We start from the raw sequence: 19,031 nt of genomic DNA on the forward strand, positions 1-19,031 counted from the left end.
TTTACCCCCGCTGCACCACCCCAAATTGTGGGATGGCTCACGTCGTCGCGCCTGACCCGAGCTCGCCGGTCGCCCTCACAGGGCCAGCGCGAGGGCCTCGGTGAAGAGCTCCTCGGCGTCGGCGTCGAGCCCGCGCCGCAGGAACCACGCGGTCACCGTGGTGCAGTCCCGGTGCAGCAGGTCAGCGCCCTGCGGGTTGGCGACGACATCCACCACCTGGGGCAGGTCGATGACCACCAGGGTCTCGCCGTGGACGAGCAGGTTGTAGGCGGACAGGTCGCCGTGTGCCCAGCCCTGACCGGCCAGGCCGATGACGACGTCCCGGGTCTGGTCCCACAGGTGGGCCAGGAGCGGGGGATCGCCCGTGACCTGGGCCAGGCGTGGCGCCGCCGTCCCGTCCGGCTCGCCGACGAACTCCATGAGCAGCTCGGTGCCCTGGATCGAGACCGGGTAGGGGACGGGCAGGCCGACCTCCCAGGCGTGGCACATGGCCTCCCACTCGGCATGCGCCCAGCGGCCCGCGGCCACGGCGCGGCCGTAGGTGGTCCCCTTGGCCAGCGCCCGCTGGTCGCGGGACCGACGCACGCCGCGACCCTCGGTATACCTCGCGCTGCGGTGGAACGAGCGATGGTCGGCGTCGCGGTAGCGCTTGGCGGCGAGCAGGCAGGCGGCGTCGGTGCCCGGCGTGCTCGCCGTGCGCTCGAGCAGGAAGACGTCGGCCTCCTTGCCGGTCTTGAGCACGCCGAGCTCGGTGTCGATGGCGCCGGAGTCCTGCACCACCCACGGCGGGACGGGGGCCGGGCCGCGGTGGCCCGCCTCGACATCCCAGTAGGTCGTCAGACGCTGGTCGGTGCTGAGGTCGTCGGCCGCGTGCAGCGGCGCGTAGTCGAAGACGAAGAACGGGTCGATGTCGCCCGTGGGGTGCGGGGTTGTGCACGAGGTGCTCCTGGGAGGAAGAGGGGGGTGGGGCGGGTGCCCCGGGGCGCGGTCGGACATCGCTGGCCCCCTTCCTCTCAGGTGAGCACGCCCGGCGCGTGCTCGTGGTGCTCCGGAGTCTGCCGCGCCCGGGTCGGGCGCGGCAACGGGTTTTCGTCCCCGGTCAGGACAGCGAGCGCTCCGCCTGCTCCTCCTCCGGGATCTCGTCCTCGAGCCGCTGCAGGACGGTCTTGCCTAGGATCGCGACGACGACCAGCCCGACGAGCACGGCGACGAAACCGAGCCAGCCGCTGCCGGTCGCGGCGAAGACGACGTAGCCGAGCAGCGCGATGACGGCGCCGGAGATGGCATACGGCAGCTGGGTCATGACGTGGGTGATGACGTTGCAGCTCGCGCCGGTGCTGGACAGGATCGTCGTGTCGCTGATCGGGGAGCAGTGGTCGCCCCAGACCGCGCCGGCGAGGACCGCGCCGAAGGCCGCGAGGAGCAGCTCGTCGCCCCCGCTGACGTTGACCATGATGTCGCCCGCGATCGGGAGCAGGATCCCGAAGGACCCCCACGAGGTGCCGGTGGAGAAGGCCATCGCGCCGGCGAGGACGAACATCACCGGGATCAGCCACTGCGGCGCCATGTTGGCGCTCTCGACGAGACCACCGAGGTATTCGCCGGTGCCGAGCTGGCCGATGAGGTCACCGAGGATCCACGCGAGCAGCAGGATGTAGACCGCAGGGAGCATGGACTGTATCCCGCTCCAGACGCCGCGTCCCAGGGTGCTGGTGGAGAACTTGGGGTTGGAGGAGGTGTAGCGCACGTAGTAGTAGAAGGCCGACGCGAGCCCGAGCACGGCGCCGTAGATGAGCGCCTGGGTGACGTCGGTCGAGGCCATGATGTCCAGGACGCCGACGCCGCTGCCGGCGACGTAGTCCTCAGCGGTGACCGTGCCGCGGTAGCCGGTCCAGACGATGCCGCCCAGCACCCCGGCGACCAGCAGCAGGAACGGGATGACCAGCGCGCGCTTGTGGCCGGGGGAGTGGACCGGGAGGTCCTCGGCGATCTCGCCGGGGATCTCCTCGCTGTCGTCGTAGGTCTCGCCCTCGGTGATCGCGCGCCGCTCCTGGCCGCGCATCGGGCCGAAGTCGATCCCGAAGACCACGACGATCCACACGAGCAGCACCGCCGCGATCGCGTAGTAGTTCATCCCGGCGGCCCCGAGGAAGGCGCCGACGTCGCTCACGGTGAGCGTCGAGGCGGCGACCAGCGGGGCCATGATGCCGATGATGCTCGCGCCCCAGCTGGAGAAGGGGACGAGCACCGCGACCGGCGCGGAGGTGGAGTCGATGAGGTAGGCCAGCTTGGCGCGGGCGACGTGGTGCCGGTCGGTGACCGGGCGCGCGACCTGTCCGACGGCGAGGGCGTTGAAGTAGTCGTCGATGAAGATCGCGACGCCGAGCCCGGCGCCCAGCGCCTGCGCGCCACGGCGGGTCCGGATGCGCTGGATCGCCCAGTCCGAGAAGGCCTGGCTGCCGCCGGACATGAGGATGAGCGAGGCGATGACGCCCAGCGCCAGGGTGAAGACGAGGATGTAGACGTAGTAGGTGTTGACCGCGCCCTCGGCCCAGAAGATGCCGGCGACGCCGGTCCACACCAGGCGCAGCGTCTCCAGCGGGTTGAAGTTCGCGACGAGCAGCGCGCTGGCGAGCACGCCCGCACCGAGGCTCAGCAGCACCTTCTTGGTCGCGATGACCAGCCCGATCGCGATGATCGGCGGCAGCAGCGTCAGGATCGGCAGGTCCTCGGTCATGGTGCCTCCTCGACGGCGGTGGTGCCCAGGGTAGACCCAACCTAGACGTCGGCGCCGCGTCGACCACGGAGTTTCGCGCGGACGGTGACGATGAGCACGACGGCGAGGATGCCGTAGAGCACCCAGGTGATCCAGCTGCTCACCAGCACCGCGTAGTCCCCGTTGGAGGACAGCAGCGCCTCGCGCAGCGAGCCGCCGTAGAGGTAGGCCGATCCCCGTGCCCCGCGTCCAGGCGGGGGCGGCCTCGCGGAACTCGGCGCGCGAGAGCCACGCCTGCCGCTGGTCTTCATCGCGACGGTCTTGGGGTTGCGCCGGACCCGGGACGCGATGTGGAAGACCTCGCCGAGCGCGAGGACCGCGACCGTGACCGTGACGATGGAGATCCCGTCGAAGAGCTCGGGGATGCTCAACGTCGAGCGCTCGGTGGCCGACGCGCGAAGGTCATCGGCAGCAGCAGGGCGACGGCCATCGAGCTGCCCAGGCCGGGCATGGCGCCTACCTCGGGCTCGCGCACCGACGCCGGTGATGCTCGGCTGACCGCGCGTGCTCACCTACCGGTGAGTCGTGACACAGTGGACCGGTGGCCGCGCTGACGACGGATGCCGTCCTGACCCTGCTCCAGGAGGTGGCGGACGAGGCCATCACGCCGCGCTTCCGTGCGCTCGCGGACGACGAGATCGGCTCCAAGAGCCACCCCGGTGACCTGGTCACGGTCGCCGACCGGGAGGCCGAGGTGCTCATCACCCGGGAGCTGCGCGCCGCCTACCCGAACGCCGTCGTCCTCGGCGAGGAGGCCTTCGCCGACCACCCGGCCAGCATGGACGCCTTCCGTGGCGCCGAGCACGCCTTCACCGTGGACCCGGTCGACGGCACCCGCAACTTCGTCCACGGCTCACCGGACCACGCGGTCATGGTCGCCGAGACCCGGGCCGGCACGACGGTCCGGGCCTGGATCTGGCAGCCGCAGCACCGCCTGGCCTACGTCGCCGAGCGGGGCGCGGGGGCGACCCGCAACGGCGAGCGGCTCCCGCCGCTGCGACCCGGCACCGACCCGGCCCGCTGGCGGGTGCACACCTCCGCCCGGCGGCAGGTCGGCGAGTCGCTCGGCGGCACCGCTCCCATGGCGCTCACCTGGGTGAGCTGCGGCATCGACTACCCGAAGCTCGCGGAGGGGGCCTGCGACGCGCTCGTCTACCACGGGACGCGTCCGTGGGACCACGTGCCCGGCGCGCTGCTCGTCCACGAGGTGGGTGGTCTGGTCGCGACCGACGAGGGCGAGGCATACACCCCGCGCAGCGACCCGCGCGGGATCCTCGCGACCGCCGGCCAGGCGGTGCTGGACCGGCTGCGTCAGGTCTCCTGAGAGCGTGGCGGTTCATGCTGGGCTGTGTCGTGCTCGGTGGTGTCGTGCACGGCTGCCCGCAGCGCGAGCTCCCGCGCCAGCGTCGTCACCTGCTGCTCCAGCTGGCGCATACGCCGGTAGGAGGCCGCGACATACCCCAGGAAGACGACGGTGAGGCCGTAGAGCAGCAGGTCCGCGCCCCGGCCCACCCCGAGCAGCTGGGCCACCTGCGTGAGGACGCGGGGGAAGAGGATCGCCACCGCCGCGAGCACGACGAAGGCCACGAGCAGCAGCCGTCGCACCGCCTGGTGCCGCACCCCGGCGGTCGAGCGGGTGAGCATCGCGGTCACGACGACGACGCTGACCAGCAGCACCAGCTTGATCACGGGTTGGTCGAGCACGTCAGCGCCTCGCTCTCGTCGGTGTCACGGTCGTGGGCGTCACTGCGGTCCATGTCAACGCGGTCGATGTCACTTCAGGATGGTGTCGACGAGGATGTTGACCGAGTTCATCAGCGACTGCCCCTTGGCCCGGCTGTAGTCGGTGTAGAGCACGTGCACCGGGTGCTCGGCCCACGGCAGCCGGGTGCGACCGAGCTGCAGGACGATCTCGGTGGCGTGGGCCATGCGGTTCTGGCGCAGGTCGAGCCGGGTGGCGGCGTCGCGGCGGATGACCCGGAGCCCGTTGTGCGCATCGGTGAGCTTCATCCCGGTCTGCTGGTTGGTCAGCCAGACCGCCGCCTTGAGCACGAGCTTCTTGACCACCCCCGGGCGGGTGCGGTCGTCGAGGAAGCGGGAGCCGAAGACGATCGCGAGGTCCTCGTCCCGGGCACGCTGCACCATCTGCGCCGCGTCGGCCGGCCGGTGCTGCCCGTCGGCGTCGAAGGTGACGAGGTATGCCGCGTCCGTCGCGTCGAGGACGTAGCGCATCCCGGTCTGCAGCGCGGCCCCCTGGCCGAGGTTGAACGGGTGCTGCACGACCACGGCACCGGCCTCCCGGGCGCGCTCGGCGGAGGCGTCGTGGGAGGCGTCGTCGACGCAGACGACGTGGGGGAACAACGCCCGTGCCTCGCGGAGGACCTCCTCGACCACCTGCGCCTCGTCGAACAGGGGGATCACCAGCCAGGCGTCCTCCTGCACGGGCGATAGAGTCATGGCTGCATTGTCCCCCACCGCTACCCCTGGGAGTCCCGTGACGACACGCATCGTCGACAGCGCCGATGTCGCGGACAGCGCGAGCATCGGTGACGACAGCTCGGTCTGGCACCTCGCGCAGGTGCGGGAGGACGCCGTCGTCGGCGCCGGGTGCATCGTGGGGCGGGGGGCCTACGTCGGCACGGGCGTGCACCTCGGGGACCACTGCAAGTTGCAGAACTACGCGCTGGTCTACGAGCCGGCCAGGCTGGGCCACGGGGTCTTCGTCGGGCCCGCGGCCGTGCTGACCAACGACACCTTCCCCCGCGCGGTCAACCCGGACGGCTCGCGCAAGGACGCGAGCGACTGGGACGCCGTGGGCGTCACCGTGGGCGACGGGGCCTCGATCGGGGCCCGCGCCGTCTGCATCGCCCCGGTCGAGATCGGCCCGTGGGCCACCGTCGCCGCGGGGGCGGTCGTCGCCAAGGACGTGCCCGCCCACGCCCTGGTCGTCGGCGTCCCGGCCCGGCAGGTCGGGTGGGTGGGCCACGCCGGCCGCCCGCTCGAGCCGAGCGGCACCCCGGGGCAGTGGCGCTGCCCGCAGACGGGGACGACATACCTCGAGAGCGACGGTGCCCTGCGCCGCGCCGGGACCGATGAGGAGACCGCATGACCGAGCAGCCCATGATCCCCGCGGCCAAGCCGCTGATCGGGGAGGACGAGCGCGCAGCGGTGGACCGGGTGCTGCGCTCGGGAATGGTGGCCCAGGGGCCCGAGGTCGCGGCCTTCGAGGGGGAGTTCGGCGCCCAGCTCGTCGCGGGGCGCACCTGCGTCGCGGTCAACTCCGGCACCTCCGGGCTGCACCTGGGGCTGCTCGCCTGCGGGATCGGCGCCGGCGACGAGGTGATCGTGCCCAGCTTCACCTTCGCGGCGACCGCCAACGCGGTGGCGCTGACGGGGGCGACTCCGGTCTTCGCCGACATCAGCCCGGACACCTTCAACCTCGACCCGGAGTCGGTGCGGGCCGCGCTGACCGACCGGACCGCTGCGGTCATGCCGGTGCACCTCTACGGCCACCCGGCGGACATGGACGCGTTGCGCGCGGTGACCGCCGAGCACGGCGTCCAGCTCTTCGAGGACGCGGCGCAGGCGCACGGGGCGACCTATCACGGCACGCCGGTCGGCCGGTTCGGCTCGTTCGCGATGTTCAGCCTCTACCCGACGAAGAACATGACCTCGGGCGAGGGCGGGATGGTCGCCTGTGCCGACGAGGAGATCGCGCGGGGCGTGCGGCTGCTGCGCAACCAGGGGATGGAGAAGCAGTACGCCAACGAGGTCATCGGGCTCAACAACCGGATGACCGACATCCACGCGGCCATCGGGCGGGTGCAGCTGACCAAGGTCGGGGCGTGGACGGAGGCGCGGCAGGCCAACGCGCGCTGGCTCGACGAGCACCTCGCCGGGGTGGACGGGGTCGTGGTGCCGCCGGTGCGGGAGGGGTGCACACACGTCTACCACCAGTACACCGTCCGGATCGACGGGGCCACGGGCGAGCAGCGGGACGAGGTGGTCGCGGCGCTGCGCGAGGAGCACCACGTGGGTGCGGGGTCTACTACCCGACGCCGAACCACGAGCTGGTGTCCCTGGCACGCTTCGCGCCGGCCGGGGAGCTGCCGGAGACGGCGCGGGCGGCCGCCGAGGTGATCAGCCTGCCGGTGCACCCCCCACCCCTCGCTCACCGAGCAGGACCTGGAGCGGGTCGTCGACGCGGTGTCCGCCGTCGTGGGAGCGGGGGCGTGATGGAGGACGGCACGACGATCCGGATGGGGCTCATCGGGCTGGGCTCGATGGGGCGGCACCATGCGCGGGTGATCCGTGAGGTCGAGGGGATGGACCTGGTCGCGGTGGCCGATCCCTACGGCGACAAGCACGGGGTGGCCGGGCCGCTGCCGGTGCTGCCCGATGTCGAGGCGCTCATCGGCGAGGGCATCGACGCCGCGATGGTGGCGGTGCCGACCTATCTGCACGAGGAGGTCGCGCTGGCGCTGGCCGAGGCCGGTGTCCACACGATGGTGGAGAAGCCGATCGCCGCGACCGCGGAGTCCGGGGAGCGCGTGGCCCGCGCCTTCGAGGAGGCCGGGCTGGTCGGGGCGGTGGGTTATGTCGAGCGGTGCAACCCGGCGCTGCGGGAGATGCGGCGGCGGATCGAGGCCGGTGAGCTGGGCGAGGTCTACCAGATCACGACGTCCAGGCAGGGCCCGTTCCCCGCGCGGATCGCCGACGTCGGCGTGGTCAAGGACCTCGCGACGCACGACATCGACCTCACGGCGTGGATCGCGCAGTCGCCCTACGTCAGCGTCGCCGGCCAGGTGACGCACCGGTCCGGTCGCGAGCACGAGGACATGGTGGTGGCGACCGGTCAGCTCGAGAGCGGCATCATCGTGTCGCACATCGTCAACTGGCTCTCACCCCGCAAGGTGCGCGAGACGGTCGCCACGGGGGAGAACGGGTCCTTCGTCGCCAACACCCTCTCCGGCGACCTGACCTTCGTCGCCAACGGCGACGTGCGCAGCGAGTGGGACGGCGTCTCGGTCTTCCGGGGCGTCTCCGAGGGTGACTCGATCCGGTATGCCATCGCTCGCCGAGAGCCGCTGCGGGTGGAGCAGGAAGGCTTCCGGGACGCCCTCTGGGGTCGCGACTCCGACATCGTGTCGATGGCCGACGGGGTGCACACCCTCAAGGTCGTGGAAGCGGTGCTGGAGTCCGCCGCGACCGACCGCACCATCACTCTGTGACCACCCCACCCCTCATCCCACCGGGCGTCGCGCATGGTTGCTCCAGACCGACCGGGCGTCGCCAATGGTTGCCCGAGGTGCCTTTCTGGACAGAGGTTTCTGGGGCCCGTTCCCCAGAACCCTCTGTCCACTTCCTGTGTCCTCCGGCGACTGTGAGTGGTTGAACCGTGCGTGAGCGCAAGCCCCTCGTCGTCCTGGCGTCGCGGATCTACGCCCCCGAGGCGGCGGCCGCGACCTTCCGGCTGTCGGCGTTGGTGCGTGCCCTCACCGATCGCGCCCGGGTCCGCGTCCTGACCACGACGCCGCCCCCGGCTCTGCGCCCACCACGGTCGACGCTCCGTGGGGTCCAGGGCAACCCGGCGCGACGCTCGGTGGGGGGTGAGGGCCAGCAGGAGGAGGGGCGTGCCAGCGCGGCAGGGGTGGAGGTGTCGCGGTGGCCGGTGCTGCGCGACGCGACCGGGTATGTCCGTGGCTACCTGCCCTACCTGTCCTTCGACCTGCCGCTCGCCCTCCGGCTGTTCACCGGTCCACGCCCCGACGTGGTCGTCGTGGAGCCGCCGCCGACGACGGGCGCGGTGACTCGGGTCGCGCTCGCGCTCCGAGGCGGGATCCACGGGCGAGGGATCCCCTACGTCTACTACGCAGCCGACGTGTGGTCCGACGCGACGGCCTCGATGGGTGCGCCCGCGCCGGTGGTGCAGGTCATGCGGCTGCTGGAGACCTTCGCGCTGCGCGGCGCGCGGGACGTCATCGCGGTCAGCGACGGGGTCGCCGAGCGCGTGCGGGCCCTGGCCGGCCCCGCCGCGCCGGTCACGGTCGTGCCCAACGGGATCGACACCGACGTCTTCACCCCGGACGGCGAGGTCCACGCGGACGCGCCTGAGACGGCATACCTCGTGTATGCCGGGACTGCCTCGGAGTGGCAGGGCGCGGAGGTCTTCGCCGAGGCGATGCGCGCGGTGGTGCGGGAGGTGCCGCACGCCCGGCTGGTGTTCCTCGGTCAAGGATCGTCCTGGCCGGCGTTGCAGCGCATCGCAGGCGAACTGCCCGTGGGGGCGATCGAGCTGCGCCCCCTGGTGCCGCCGGAAGAGGCTGCGCCGTGGCAGCGCGGCGCCGCGGCGGCGTTGGTGGGCGTGCGCCCGGGAGTGGGATACGACTTCGCGTATCCGACGAAGGTGGTCGCGGCGCTGGCGTGCGGGGCGCCCGTGGTCTTCGCCGGGCCGGGACCGGCCGCGGCGGACGTGCGCGACCACGGGCTCGGGGCGGCCGTCGAGCACGAGCCAGGGGCCGTGGCCGCAGCGATGGTGGCTGCCCTGCGCGCCTCGCCGGACGAGCAGGAGCGCGCCCGCCGGGTGGAGTGGGTCCGGGAGCACCGGAGCCTCTCGGCGACCGGTGAGGGCGCGGCCAGGATCGTGCTGGAGGCAGGTCTGTCAGTCCCGGGTGGCAGGCTCCCCCCATGGGACAGGTCGACGACGAGCTGAGTGGTTTCGCCCTCGGGATGCCCGGGGCGTGGCGGGACTCGCCGTGGGACGACGGCGACGTCGCGAAGGTCGGCCCGGGGGAGCGGGGCAAGATCTTCGCCTTCCTCGGTCCGGGCCGGCTGGGGGTGAAGTGCGGGCTGTCGCGGGAGGAGGCCGACGAGTGGCTCGACCGCTTCCCCGACGACGCGACCGTCATGGCCTACATCGGTCGCAGCGGGTGGAACGACCTGCGGACGGACGGGGCCATCCCGGTCGAGGAGTTGAAGGAGGCGATCGAGGACTCCTATGACATGGTGGTCAGCAGGATGCCGAGGAAGGACCGACCATGACCAGGTGGGGCAAGGAAGGCGAGCGGCCCGGTGCGCCGAAGGCCGAGGACCAGCTGGCCGACCAGGGCGTGACGAAGCGGCGTCCGTCGGCGGCGACCACGGCCCGCGCGGTCCAGAGCTGGGTCGACCAGACGATCGACCAGGCGCAGCGGCAGGGCACCTTCGACGATCTGCCGGGAGCCGGCAAGCCGCTGCGCGACGTCGACACGCGCAACGATCCCGACTGGTGGGTCAAGAGCCTGATCCAACGGGAGCAGCTCGACCTCTCCGGCGCGATGCCCGGTGTGATGCAGCTACGTCGGGAGAAGGCGGCCTATCCCGAGGCGCTGTTGCCGCTGCCGGACGAGGCGGCCGTCCGCGCGGCGGTCGAGGACTTCAACGCGCGGGTGCTCGCCGACCGCCGACGCCCGCACGCCGGGCCGACGTCGCCGCCGGTGGTGGGACGGCTCGACGTCGAGGAGATGGTGCAGGCCTGGCGGGAGGCCCGCGCCGCAGGCTGAGGGCGTCCGCGCTTGGCTTGTCCTCTCCGGTGACCCGGGTGCAGACACACCGAGCGCATCGCGGGGCACCCGGTGGCGCTGGGGAGGGGATTGCTAGCCTGAGCGGCACGCCACGCGGGGTGCCCACTGGGCTGAGAGGGAGACGATCCCGACCCGTCGAACCTGATCTCGATCATGCGAGCGGAGGGATCGTGGCCGTGCCGGCGATGGCACCCCTTTGTGTCTCGCGGAGGATGCCATGAGCTTCGCCGCCGAGCAGCGCGAGCGCTGCGACCATCTGTTCCAGGCCTTCTACGACCATCCCTACCTGCGCTCGCTCGCCGACGGCGGCGCCAGCCGGGAGAGTGTGCTGCACTACGTGGCTCAGGACCACGCATACCTCACCGCCTTCATGCGCGGTTATGGGCAGGGCATCGCGCTGAGCCCCGACCGGGAGTGGGTGGCTTGGTTCCGTGACCAGATCACCTTCCTGCTTGAGGATGAGACACATCCCCACCACGTGCTGTGCGCGGCCTTCGACGTCGACTACGCGTCCGTCACCGCCGCCCGGATGGCGCCGACCGCCCAGGCCTACATCAACCACATGATGCTGGCCGGGCGTGACAGCCTGGGGGTGCTCATGGCGGCACTCGCACCCTGCCCGTGGACCTACATCTGGGCAGCCCAGCGGCAGCAGGCGGAGGCTCCCGTGGCGGCGGACAACCCGTTCCGGGGGTGGTGGGAGTTCTACGCCGACGCGGGGGAGATCCTGCAGGACTTCACCGACCGCCTGGACCGGCTCGCCGAAGAGGCCGGCCCGGCTGAGCGGGCGAGGATGGCCCAGGCATTCGAGGACAGCTGCCACCTGGAGATCAGATTCTGGCAGATGGCCTGGACCCAGGAGACCTGGGAGGACTCGCTGAGCCTCGGGCGGGCGGTCGCTCTGACCTGACCGGCGCTCATCGGGGAGGGACGCGCCGACTGGCCGGCGCATACCGTGCGGCCGGTTGGCGCATACCGTGCGGCCGGTCCCTCAGGGGTGGTGGTGCTGTCGCCAGGCGTGGTGCACGGGGCCGGGGCCGTGGCCGATGGCGAGGTCCCGGCCGTGCTCCAGCGCGCCGGTGAGCCAGTCCTTGGCGTCGGTCACGGCCTCGATCCAGGTGTCGCGCACGGGGACCAGCGCGGTGATCGCCGAGGAGAGGGTGCAGCCAGTCCCGTGGGTGTGGGGGGTGTCGACGCGCGGGGTGCGCAGCTCGGTCAGGCCGTCGGCGTCGGCCCAGACGTCCACCGCGTCGCCGCCGAGGTCGGCCGCGTCGCTGTCGAGGTCGGCCGCGCCGTGCGCCTGCTCAGCACCAAGGTGGCCGCCCTTGAGCAGGACCCGCTCGGCACCGAGGCCGCGCAGCGCGAGCGCCTGGTCCCGCATCGTCGCCACGTCACCCGCCTGGGCCTCCGGGTCGAGGCCGAGGAGCACGGCCGCCTCGGGGAGGTTCGGGGTGATCGCGGCCACGTGCGGCAGCATCGAGCGCACCTCCTCGATCGCGTCCTCGTCGAGCAGACGGGAGCCCGCGGTCGAGACCATGACCGGGTCGAGCACCACGCGCGGCAACGAACCCGACCGGCACAGGTCGCCCACGGTGCGCGCCACCTCCGCGGTGCCGAGCATGCCGATCTTGGTCGCAGCGACGTCCAGGTCCGCCACCAGGGTCTCCACCTGCTCCCGCACGAAGGCGGCCGGCACGGGGAGCACCCCGGTCACCCCCTGCGTGCTCTGCGCGGTGAGCGAGGTCAGGACCGCGCAGCCGTAGGCCCCCAGCGCCGCGAAGGTCTTGAGGTCGGCCTGGATGCCCGCGCCACCGGAGGGGTCCGACCCGGCCACGGTCAGCACGATCGTCGTCATCGCGCGGCTCCCACCTGGTCTGCCAGGTCGCGGGCAGCCACCTGCGGGTCGTCGGCCGAGCAGATCCCGCTGACCACCGCCAACCCGTCCACCCCGGTCGCCAGGACCGCCGCGGCCCGGGCGGCGTCGATGCCGCCGATGGCCACGGACGGCAGCGTCGCGGCGGCCACCAGCTCGGCGAGGCCGTCGACCCCGACCGGCGTGGCGTGGTCGACCTTGCTGGGCGTCGCCCACACCGGTCCCAGCCCGAGGTAGTCCACCGTGCCCGCCGGCAGCTCGGCGGCGGCCCGCACCTGCTCCGCGGACGTGCACGACAGCCCGAGGTATGCCGTGTCGCCGAGCATCGCGCGCGCCGCCTCGGAAGCGAGGTCGGACTGGCCGACGTGGGCACCGTCGGCGCCGATGCGCTCCGCGAGGTGGACGCGGTCGTTGACGATGAGGGGGGCGGCAGACCTCGCGCCGTCGAGCGCGCGGCGGGCGAGCAGCCCGAGCGCGACGAACTCCTCGTCCGAGGCGTCCGGGTCGCGCAGCTGGACCACCGTCGCGCCACCCGCCACGGCGGCCCGGATGGTCGTGGAGAGGCCGTGGCGCCGCGTCATACCCGTGTCGGTCACGAGGTAGAGGCTGAGGTCGAGCGGGGCGCGGCTCATGCCAGCCGCACCCGCTCAGCCAGCGTGTCCGCCTCGAGCACGGCGAGTTCGTCCAGCAGCGCCACCGCGAAGCTCCCCGGCCCGGCCGACGCGGCGGCGGCACCGTCCGCGGCCACCGTCAGCGCTGCCGTGGCGGTCGTGGCCGCGAGCAGCGGGTCTGGCTCGACCGCCGCCGCGGCCGCCATGAGGGCGCCGAGCGCGCAGCCGACCCCGGTGACCCGGGTCATGAGTGCGTCACCGTTGTGCACCTCGACCGAGCGGGTGCCGTCGGTGAGCCGGTCCACCGGCCCGCTGACGGCCACCGCGCACCCGTGACTCCGCGCCAGGGACCGGGCCGTCTCGACGCTGTCGTCCGTGCTGTGCGTGGCGTCGACCCCGCGGCCTCCGGCCCCGCCGCCGAGCGCCAGGATCTCCGAGGCGTTGCCCCGGATGATCGCCGGGGCGGCGGCATCGAGCAGCTCGCGGGCGAGGCTCGTGCGCCAGGCCAGCCCGGCGGCGACCGGGTCGAGCACCCACGGGGTGGCGACCTCGCGCGCGCCCCGGACGGCGGCGCGCATCGCCTGCGACGTGTCGTCGTAGGGCGTCCCCAGGTTCACCAGCACCCCGCCGGCCACCCGGGCGAAGTCACCGGCCTCGTGCGGGTTGTCGACCATCGCCGGCGCGGCGCCCGCGGCGAGCAGCACGTTGGCGGTGAACGGCGCGACCACGATGTTGGTGAGGCACTGGGTCAGCGGGCTCTGGGTCCGCACCTCCGCCCAGCAGGCGGCGAGGCGGTCGGGGGAGACGGGCGTCTGGCTCATGACGATCCCTTCGCTAGTACGAGCTAGATCAGGTTCGACGGGTGTGATCTCAGCCGCACGTGCGGCACCCCGCGTCGCCCTCGACCCTAGCGCAGAGGTATGCCGAGACCCGCCCGGGGCGGACCCGTCCCGGGCCATCTCGCCTGTCGCCGCCGTCGCGGCCCCGTTCGCGTCGCGGCACCCGCTCGCGTCGCGGCCCCCGCTCGCGCCGGGTTCGTCAGTGCGTGGGTGCCCCGCCGATGCTGCGCGCCACCAGTCGGGCGACGAGGGGCAGCCGGGTCGCCCGCACCACCAGCCGACGCAGCACAAGGGCGGTCCGGCCCGTGGGGACGAAGCTGGAGGCGCCCTGGCGAGCACGGTCCTGCACGGGCTCGACCTGCGCGCGCCAGCGCGTCTCGTAGCGGTCGAGCGCCTGGGTCAGGGCGACTGCGGTCACGGGCCGGGTCAGGGTCGCCAGCTCCTGCCCGAGCGCGTACGCACCCGCGATGGCCAGCGAGGCCCCCTGACCGGCGATGAGCGACACGGCGTGCGCGGCATCACCCATGAGCAGCACCCGCCCGTGCCGCCACCGCGGAGCGATGGCCTGGGCCACCACGTCGACGAAGACGTCGTCCTCCGGCACACGCGCGATCAGTGCCTCTGCCGCGGGACCGGCCCCGACGAGCTGTTCGCGCAACCAGTCGACGCGGTCCGCGGGCAGCTCGGTGCCCCTGGCCAGCGTGAAGGTGGACACCAGCTCGTCGTCCATGGCGTAGGTGCCCACCTGGCGACCGATCGTGTCGCTCATCTCCACCGTCAGGCCGAGCCGCTCGGAGACCTCGGGTGCCTCGGTGCTGAAGGCGCCGGTGAGGAATCCGAGGTGGCGGACCGCGGCATCGGGGAAGAGCTGCGCCCGGGTGGGTGAGTGCAGTCCCTCGCAGATGAGCACCAGGTCGGCGTCGAGCTCGGTGCCGTCGTCCAACCGGACCCGCGCCACATCCTCCGAAGCATCCTCCTGGTCCCTGAGGTCCGCCATCTCCGCGACGTCCGCGACGGTGCGCCCGAAGTGCACCCGGGCCCCCTCGGGGAGGGTGGAGCGCAGCGCCTCCTCGAGGCCGCCGCGGGTGATCGACAGGAAGCGACCACCCTGCAGCTCGGCGAAGGCCGCCAACGGCAGCTCGCCGCTCGAGCGGCCGGTGGCCTGCACGAAGCGGGCCGCGCGATAGACGCGGCCGCGGGCGCTGATCGCGTCGAGTACGCCGAGCTCCTCGGCGGCGGCATACCCGGGCCCGAACAGATCCAGGGTGTAGCCCTCGGTGCGCGGCCCGGGCGCCACCTCGACGAGGTCGACCTGCCAGCCCAGCGACGTCAGCGCGTGTGCCACGGCGAGCCCGCTGATGCCCGCTCCACTGACCACAGCTCTCATCGGGAGTCCTTCCTGGTGAGCTCGACGAGGTGTGCCATGGCCTCGGCCACGGGGAAGTCCGGGTCCACGCTCCGGTGGAGCACGAGGCCCTCGATCCCGGCGACCAGGGCCGCGGCCCGGCTCCGCGCCGCAGCAGGCGGGTGTCCGACGTCGCGCAGCCGCTCCTCGAGGAGCGCGCGCAGCTCCCGGACGATCTGTCTGACCAATCCGGCGACCTCCGGGTCGCGGACAGCGGCGAGATAGGTCTCGGCGACCAGCATCGACGAGGGGTCACGGGTGAAGTCGGGGGAGTCGACCGTCGCGCCGTAGGCCAGCAGCCCCGGCTCCAGATCGGGGAGGGCGGCGGCGAAGGACGCCAGAGACAGCCGCAGCGAGGCGGTGGCGGCGTGCCGGCGCAGCTCCTCGGCCGAGGAGAAGTGGTAATGCACGACTCCGGGCCGCACCTGGGCCCGCTCCGCGACCGAGCGCACGCTGACCCGGCCCCAGCCCTCCTCGGCGATGAGGGCCGCGGCCGCCTCGAGCAGGGCCTCCCGGGTGCGCTCGCCCCGGGCAGCTCGTCCGTCACCGGTCATGGCGCGAGCGTACCGAAAATTGGACGAACGACCAAATAGATCACCGGGGCGCCACGGGCCATCGGAAGCGGGCTGCGGTGCGGTGCCCCGGCGACAGCCCAGGTCACGGCTACGCTGGACGGCGATGCTCGCTCTGTGGCGCACCGTCCGCCAGCTCCTGACGGTCCTGCCCCCCGGCACCAGCCGCTTCATCATCGGCTTCGCGGTGCTGCAGAGCCTGCTCGCCGTCCTCGACGTCGCCGCCCTGGGCCTGCTCGCGATCGTGCTCACGCCCATGCTCACCCAGCGCAGCGCGACGCTCCCGGTCCTGGGCATCGAGCTGTCCGAGCCGGTCGAGTTCGGGATCGTGCTGCTCGTCGTCGGCGGGCTCATCATCACCAAGTCGGTCTTCGCGATCCTGCTGCAGTGGTGGGCGACGCGGCGGTTCGCGCGCTTCGAGCAGGCGCTGGGGGCGCAGCTGCTCGAGACCACCTTTCGTGCACCGTGGGCCGAGCGGCTGCGCCGCAACTCCACCGACCTGGTCCGCTCCACCGACGTCGGGGTCGGGGCGACGGTGGCCGGGGTCATCATCCCGTTCTGCCAGCTCTCGGGTGAGGTCTTCACCTTCCTCGCCGTGCTCGTGGTGCTCCTCGTGGCCCAGCCGGTGCTCGCGACGGCCACGATCCTCTACTTCGGCCTGGTGGCCTTCGCGCTCTACCGCGTCGTGCTGCGGCGGGCGGTGCAGGCCGGCAAGGACAACCGCAACTACTCCGCCCGCGCGGTGCGCCTCGTGACCGAGATGGTGCACTCGCTCAAGGAGGTCACGCTCCGGGACAAGTCGCAGGAGGTCGCCACCGTCGTGCTCCGGGCCCGGCGCCGCGCCTCGCAGGCGCGAGCCAACCAGACCTTCCTCGGTGCCGTCCCGCGCTACGTCCTCGAGTCAGCGCTCATCGGCGGTCTGGTGCTGGGCGGCGCGATCGGGTGGCTGCAGGACGGGGTGCCCGGCGCGTTCACCGCCATCGCGCTCTTCGGGGTGGCCGGCTTCCGGCTCGTGCCCTCGCTCACCCGCTTCCAGACGATCATGGGGCAGACGGCTGCCAACATCCCGTTCGCGACCCAGGTCCTGGAGGAGATCGACCGTGGCCGCCGGTATGCCGAGGCGGACCGGACGGGAGGCAACGCGCCGCTGCCGGACGACGCGCGCACGTTGCGCCTGGACGGCGTGACCTTCAGCTATCCGGACGCCGCGGAGGCGGCCGTGCGCGACGTCTCCCTCACCCTGCGGTTCGGCGAGACCCTCGCGCTCGTCGGGGCGTCCGGCTCGGGCAAGTCGACCCTCGTCGACCTCGTCCTCGGCCTGCTGCAGCCGGACTCCGGGCAGATCCTCGTCGACGAGCAGCCGCTGCCGGACGTCCTCAAGGCCTGGCGGTCCCGCGTGGGCTACGTGCCGCAGGACGTCGCGCTCTTCGACGCCTCGGTCGCGCGCAACGTCGCGCTCTCCTGGGACGACGACGGCATCGACGAGGACCGCGTCCGCCGCGCCCTGGAGCGGGCGCAGCTGCTGGAGGTCGTCGAGGCCCGGCCCGACGGCATCCACGCGCCCGTGGGGGAGCGCGGGCTGGCCCTGTCCGGGGGGCAGCGCCAACGGCTCGGGGTCGCGCGCGCCCTCTACACCGACCCACTCGTGCTCGTCATGGACGAGGCCACCTCGGCGCTCGACACCTCCACCGAGCGGGCGGTGACCTCGGCCATCCGCGAGCTGCACGGCCAGGTGTCCGTCATCGTCGTGGCGCACCGGCTGGCGACCATCCGGCACAGCGAACAGGTCTGCTTCATGGACCGCGGCGAGCTGGTCGCCACCGGCACTTTCGACGAGGTCGTCGCGCAGGCTCCCGACTTCGCCGTGCAGGCGGCGCTCGCCGGCCTCGCGGACGAGAGGAAGGACTCATGAGCCCCCACGGACCCCGTCTGCCATCGGTCGAGGGCCGGGCTCCGCGCGTCGCGCTGCTCGTCTACAACCACGCCCACGCCGACTCCCGCGTCATCAAGACCGCCGAGAGCCTGCGGGCTGCCGGTGCGCAGGTCCGGATCTTCGCCGTCGCGCGGGCCGGGTATCCCGAGGGCCCGGGGGTCGTGGGCGACGGGATCGAGGTATGCCGTGCCCGCGAGTTCGCGCTCGCGCGCCAGGCCCCCTGGCTGCTCGATCTGGCGCGCCGGGTGACCGGCCGTCAGCCACCCGCGGCGGTGCCTCAGCCACCCGCGGCGGCGCCTCAGCCACCCGAGGCACTGCCGCAGGCGCCAGGGACGCCCGCGCCCACCGACCACGCACCCGCCGCCTCGGCCCCCGCGGCGGGCGAGCGGCATACCCCCGCTGCCCCTGGCGCCGCGCCTTCGGAGCCGCCGCAGCCGCCGCTGCCCGAGCCCCTCTTCGACCTCTGGCTGCGCACCTGGCGGACCGCCAGCCTCGGGCTCTACTGGTGGGACGCCGCCCGCGACGCGGTCGACTTCGACCCCGACGTGGTCCACGCCAACGACGGCAACACCCTCGCGCCCTCCTGGTGGATCGCGCAGCGCACCGGGGCGCGGCTCGTCTACGACGCCCACGAGCTGTGGCGGCACCGCAACGTGCGCCAGGACCGGCCGGTCGCGCCGCACGTCGAGGCCCTGATCGAGTCGACGGTCGTCCGACAGGCGGCCGGTGTCATCACCGTCAGCCCGTCGATCGTCGCCTGGCTGCAGAAGACCTACGACCTGCCGGAGACGCCCACCCTGGTGCGCAACGTGCCGCGCCCGGCCGTGGGCGGGGCACCGGGCCGCGAGCAGGGCCGGCTGCGCGCGCTGGCCGGGCTCGGCCCGGAGCAGCAGGTCATCGCCTACGGTGGCCGGATCACCACCTCCCGCGGCATCGAGGAGACGCTGGAGGCGATGACCCACCTGAGCGACCGGGTGCACCTGGTGCTCCTGGGCTACGGCGAGGCGGGCTATCTCGCCGCGCTGCGCCGCCGGATCACCGACCTCGGGCTCGACGCTCGGGTGCACTTCGTGGGAGCGGTCGCCCCGCCCGAGGTCTCGACGGCGCTGGCCGACGCGGATGTCTCGGTCGTCTACGTCCGCCCCATCTGCCTCAGCTACCGCTACAGCCTGCCCAACAAGCTCTTCGAGTCGATCCACGCGGGCATCCCGGTCGTGGCCGCCGATTTGCCGGACACCGCCGAGCTGGTGCGCGAGCTGGGCGTCGGCGAGATCTTCTCCGCGCAGAGCCCGGCCGACCTGGCGGCCACGATCGAGCAGGTGCTGGCCGACCCGACGCCGTATGCCGCGGCCGCCCGGGCCACGGCGCACGGGCTCACCTGGACCGCCGAGGAGGAACGCCTGCTCGGGCTCTACGCGCGGGTGCTGCGCGGATGAGTCGGGATCCGCGGCCCCGGCTGC

The 19,031-nt window shown here is 73.0% G+C and carries 19 protein-coding genes, 1 pseudogene and 2 riboswitches; of the genes and pseudogenes, 10 read left to right on the forward strand and 10 right to left on the reverse strand.

Annotated elements, in window-relative coordinates; genetic code table 11:
* Positions 1 to 75: 75 nt before the first annotated feature.
* The 3 genes from FU792_RS06850 to FU792_RS19180 form a co-directional block, all read right to left on the reverse strand.
* On the reverse strand, positions 76 to 996 hold the full coding sequence (locus FU792_RS06850; protein WP_022923767.1) for a serine protein kinase RIO: 921 nt from the start codon (positions 994 to 996) through the stop codon (positions 76 to 78).
* Positions 997 to 1,099: 103 nt separating this feature from the next.
* Positions 1,100 to 2,737: a Na+/H+ antiporter NhaC family protein gene (locus tag FU792_RS06855; RefSeq protein WP_022923768.1), complete on the reverse strand. Its 1,638-nt coding sequence runs from the start codon at positions 2,735 to 2,737 to the stop codon at positions 1,100 to 1,102.
* A gap of 41 nt (positions 2,738 to 2,778) precedes the next feature.
* Positions 2,779 to 3,147 carry a hypothetical protein gene (locus FU792_RS19180; protein ID WP_022923769.1) on the reverse strand — a complete coding sequence of 123 codons (369 nt, stop codon included), beginning with the start codon at positions 3,145 to 3,147 and terminating at the stop codon, positions 2,779 to 2,781.
* Between the two features lie 170 nt (positions 3,148 to 3,317).
* On the opposite strand from FU792_RS19180, the gene FU792_RS06865 reads away from it, so the two are divergent.
* Positions 3,318 to 4,100: an inositol monophosphatase family protein gene (locus tag FU792_RS06865; protein ID WP_022923770.1), complete on the forward strand. Its 783-nt coding sequence runs from the start codon at positions 3,318 to 3,320 to the stop codon at positions 4,098 to 4,100.
* On the opposite strand, the gene FU792_RS06870 is transcribed toward FU792_RS06865, so the two are convergent.
* Positions 4,088 to 4,480 carry a DUF2304 domain-containing protein gene (locus FU792_RS06870; protein WP_022923771.1) on the reverse strand — a complete coding sequence of 131 codons (393 nt, stop codon included), beginning with the start codon at positions 4,478 to 4,480 and terminating at the stop codon, positions 4,088 to 4,090. The two genes, FU792_RS06865 and FU792_RS06870, sit on opposite strands and share 13 nt — an antisense overlap.
* Positions 4,481 to 4,549: 69 nt before the next feature.
* The gene (locus FU792_RS06875) at positions 4,550 to 5,233 is read right to left on the reverse strand and encodes a glycosyltransferase family 2 protein (RefSeq protein ID WP_028130786.1); all 684 of its coding nucleotides are present in this window, start codon (positions 5,231 to 5,233) and stop codon (positions 4,550 to 4,552) included.
* Between FU792_RS06875 and FU792_RS06880 the strand changes: the two genes are divergently transcribed.
* The 7 genes and pseudogenes from FU792_RS06880 to FU792_RS06910 all read left to right on the forward strand — a co-directional run bounded on the left by FU792_RS06880 (position 5,232) and on the right by FU792_RS06910 (position 11,248).
* Positions 5,232 to 5,885, forward strand: a complete 654-nt coding sequence (locus FU792_RS06880; protein ID WP_202804710.1) for an acyltransferase — start codon at positions 5,232 to 5,234, stop codon at positions 5,883 to 5,885. The two genes, FU792_RS06875 and FU792_RS06880, sit on opposite strands and share 2 nt — an antisense overlap.
* A pseudogene (locus FU792_RS06885) lies at positions 5,882 to 7,012 on the forward strand (DegT/DnrJ/EryC1/StrS family aminotransferase). The gene FU792_RS06880 and the pseudogene FU792_RS06885 overlap by 4 nt, the downstream one beginning before the upstream one ends.
* The gene (locus FU792_RS06890) at positions 7,012 to 8,007 is read left to right on the forward strand and encodes a Gfo/Idh/MocA family protein (protein ID WP_022923775.1); all 996 of its coding nucleotides are present in this window, start codon (positions 7,012 to 7,014) and stop codon (positions 8,005 to 8,007) included. The pseudogene FU792_RS06885 and the gene FU792_RS06890 overlap by 1 nt, the downstream one beginning before the upstream one ends.
* 167 nt (positions 8,008 to 8,174) lie before the next feature.
* On the forward strand, positions 8,175 to 9,488 hold the full coding sequence (locus FU792_RS06895; RefSeq protein ID WP_149814646.1) for a glycosyltransferase: 1,314 nt from the start codon (positions 8,175 to 8,177) through the stop codon (positions 9,486 to 9,488).
* On the forward strand, positions 9,464 to 9,817 hold the full coding sequence (locus tag FU792_RS06900; protein ID WP_022923777.1) for an MmcQ/YjbR family DNA-binding protein: 354 nt from the start codon (positions 9,464 to 9,466) through the stop codon (positions 9,815 to 9,817). The genes FU792_RS06895 and FU792_RS06900 overlap by 25 nt, the downstream gene beginning before the upstream one ends.
* Complete coding sequence (locus FU792_RS06905; RefSeq protein WP_028130788.1) at positions 9,814 to 10,317, forward strand: DnaJ family domain-containing protein; 504 nt, start codon at positions 9,814 to 9,816, stop codon at positions 10,315 to 10,317. Before FU792_RS06900 ends, FU792_RS06905 begins: the two co-directional genes overlap by 4 nt.
* A gap of 105 nt (positions 10,318 to 10,422) precedes the next feature.
* Positions 10,423 to 10,524: riboswitch (TPP riboswitch) on the forward strand.
* Between the two features lie 31 nt (positions 10,525 to 10,555).
* Entirely contained in the window at positions 10,556 to 11,248 is a 693-nt protein-coding gene (locus FU792_RS06910; RefSeq protein WP_022923778.1) for a TenA family protein, read from the forward strand.
* 81 nt (positions 11,249 to 11,329) lie between these two features.
* Here the strand turns inward: FU792_RS06910 and thiD are convergent, their stop codons facing one another.
* The 5 genes from thiD to FU792_RS06935 form a co-directional block, all read right to left on the reverse strand.
* Positions 11,330 to 12,193: a bifunctional hydroxymethylpyrimidine kinase/phosphomethylpyrimidine kinase gene (gene thiD, locus FU792_RS06915; protein WP_022923779.1), complete on the reverse strand. Its 864-nt coding sequence runs from the start codon at positions 12,191 to 12,193 to the stop codon at positions 11,330 to 11,332.
* Positions 12,190 to 12,843, reverse strand: coding sequence for a thiamine phosphate synthase (gene thiE / locus FU792_RS06920; RefSeq protein ID WP_022923780.1), 654 nt, complete (start codon positions 12,841 to 12,843; stop codon positions 12,190 to 12,192). The genes thiD and thiE overlap by 4 nt, the downstream gene beginning before the upstream one ends.
* Positions 12,840 to 13,643: a hydroxyethylthiazole kinase gene (gene thiM, locus FU792_RS06925; protein WP_022923781.1), complete on the reverse strand. Its 804-nt coding sequence runs from the start codon at positions 13,641 to 13,643 to the stop codon at positions 12,840 to 12,842. Before thiM ends, thiE begins: the two co-directional genes overlap by 4 nt.
* Positions 13,631 to 13,725, reverse strand: a riboswitch (TPP riboswitch). (Overlaps the previous gene by 13 nt.)
* Positions 13,726 to 13,860: 135 nt before the next feature.
* The gene (locus tag FU792_RS06930; protein WP_033418482.1) at positions 13,861 to 15,048 is read right to left on the reverse strand and encodes an FAD-dependent monooxygenase; all 1,188 of its coding nucleotides are present in this window, start codon (positions 15,046 to 15,048) and stop codon (positions 13,861 to 13,863) included.
* Positions 15,045 to 15,620: a TetR/AcrR family transcriptional regulator gene (locus FU792_RS06935; RefSeq protein ID WP_022923783.1), complete on the reverse strand. Its 576-nt coding sequence runs from the start codon at positions 15,618 to 15,620 to the stop codon at positions 15,045 to 15,047. The genes FU792_RS06930 and FU792_RS06935 overlap by 4 nt, the downstream gene beginning before the upstream one ends.
* A 124-nt stretch (positions 15,621 to 15,744) precedes the next feature.
* On the opposite strand from FU792_RS06935, the gene FU792_RS06940 reads away from it, so the two are divergent.
* Both FU792_RS06940 and FU792_RS06945 read left to right on the forward strand, forming a co-directional pair.
* A complete protein-coding gene (locus FU792_RS06940) occupies positions 15,745 to 17,550 on the forward strand; it encodes an ABC transporter ATP-binding protein (RefSeq protein ID WP_022923784.1) in 1,806 nt (601 codons plus the stop codon).
* A complete protein-coding gene (locus FU792_RS06945; RefSeq protein ID WP_022923785.1) occupies positions 17,547 to 19,007 on the forward strand; it encodes a glycosyltransferase in 1,461 nt (486 codons plus the stop codon). Before FU792_RS06940 ends, FU792_RS06945 begins: the two co-directional genes overlap by 4 nt.
* Positions 19,008 to 19,031 lie beyond the last annotated feature (24 nt).

The sequence above is a fragment of the Serinicoccus marinus DSM 15273 genome (assembly GCF_008386315.1).
Taxonomy (GTDB): domain Bacteria; phylum Actinomycetota; class Actinomycetes; order Actinomycetales; family Dermatophilaceae; genus Ornithinicoccus; species Ornithinicoccus marinus.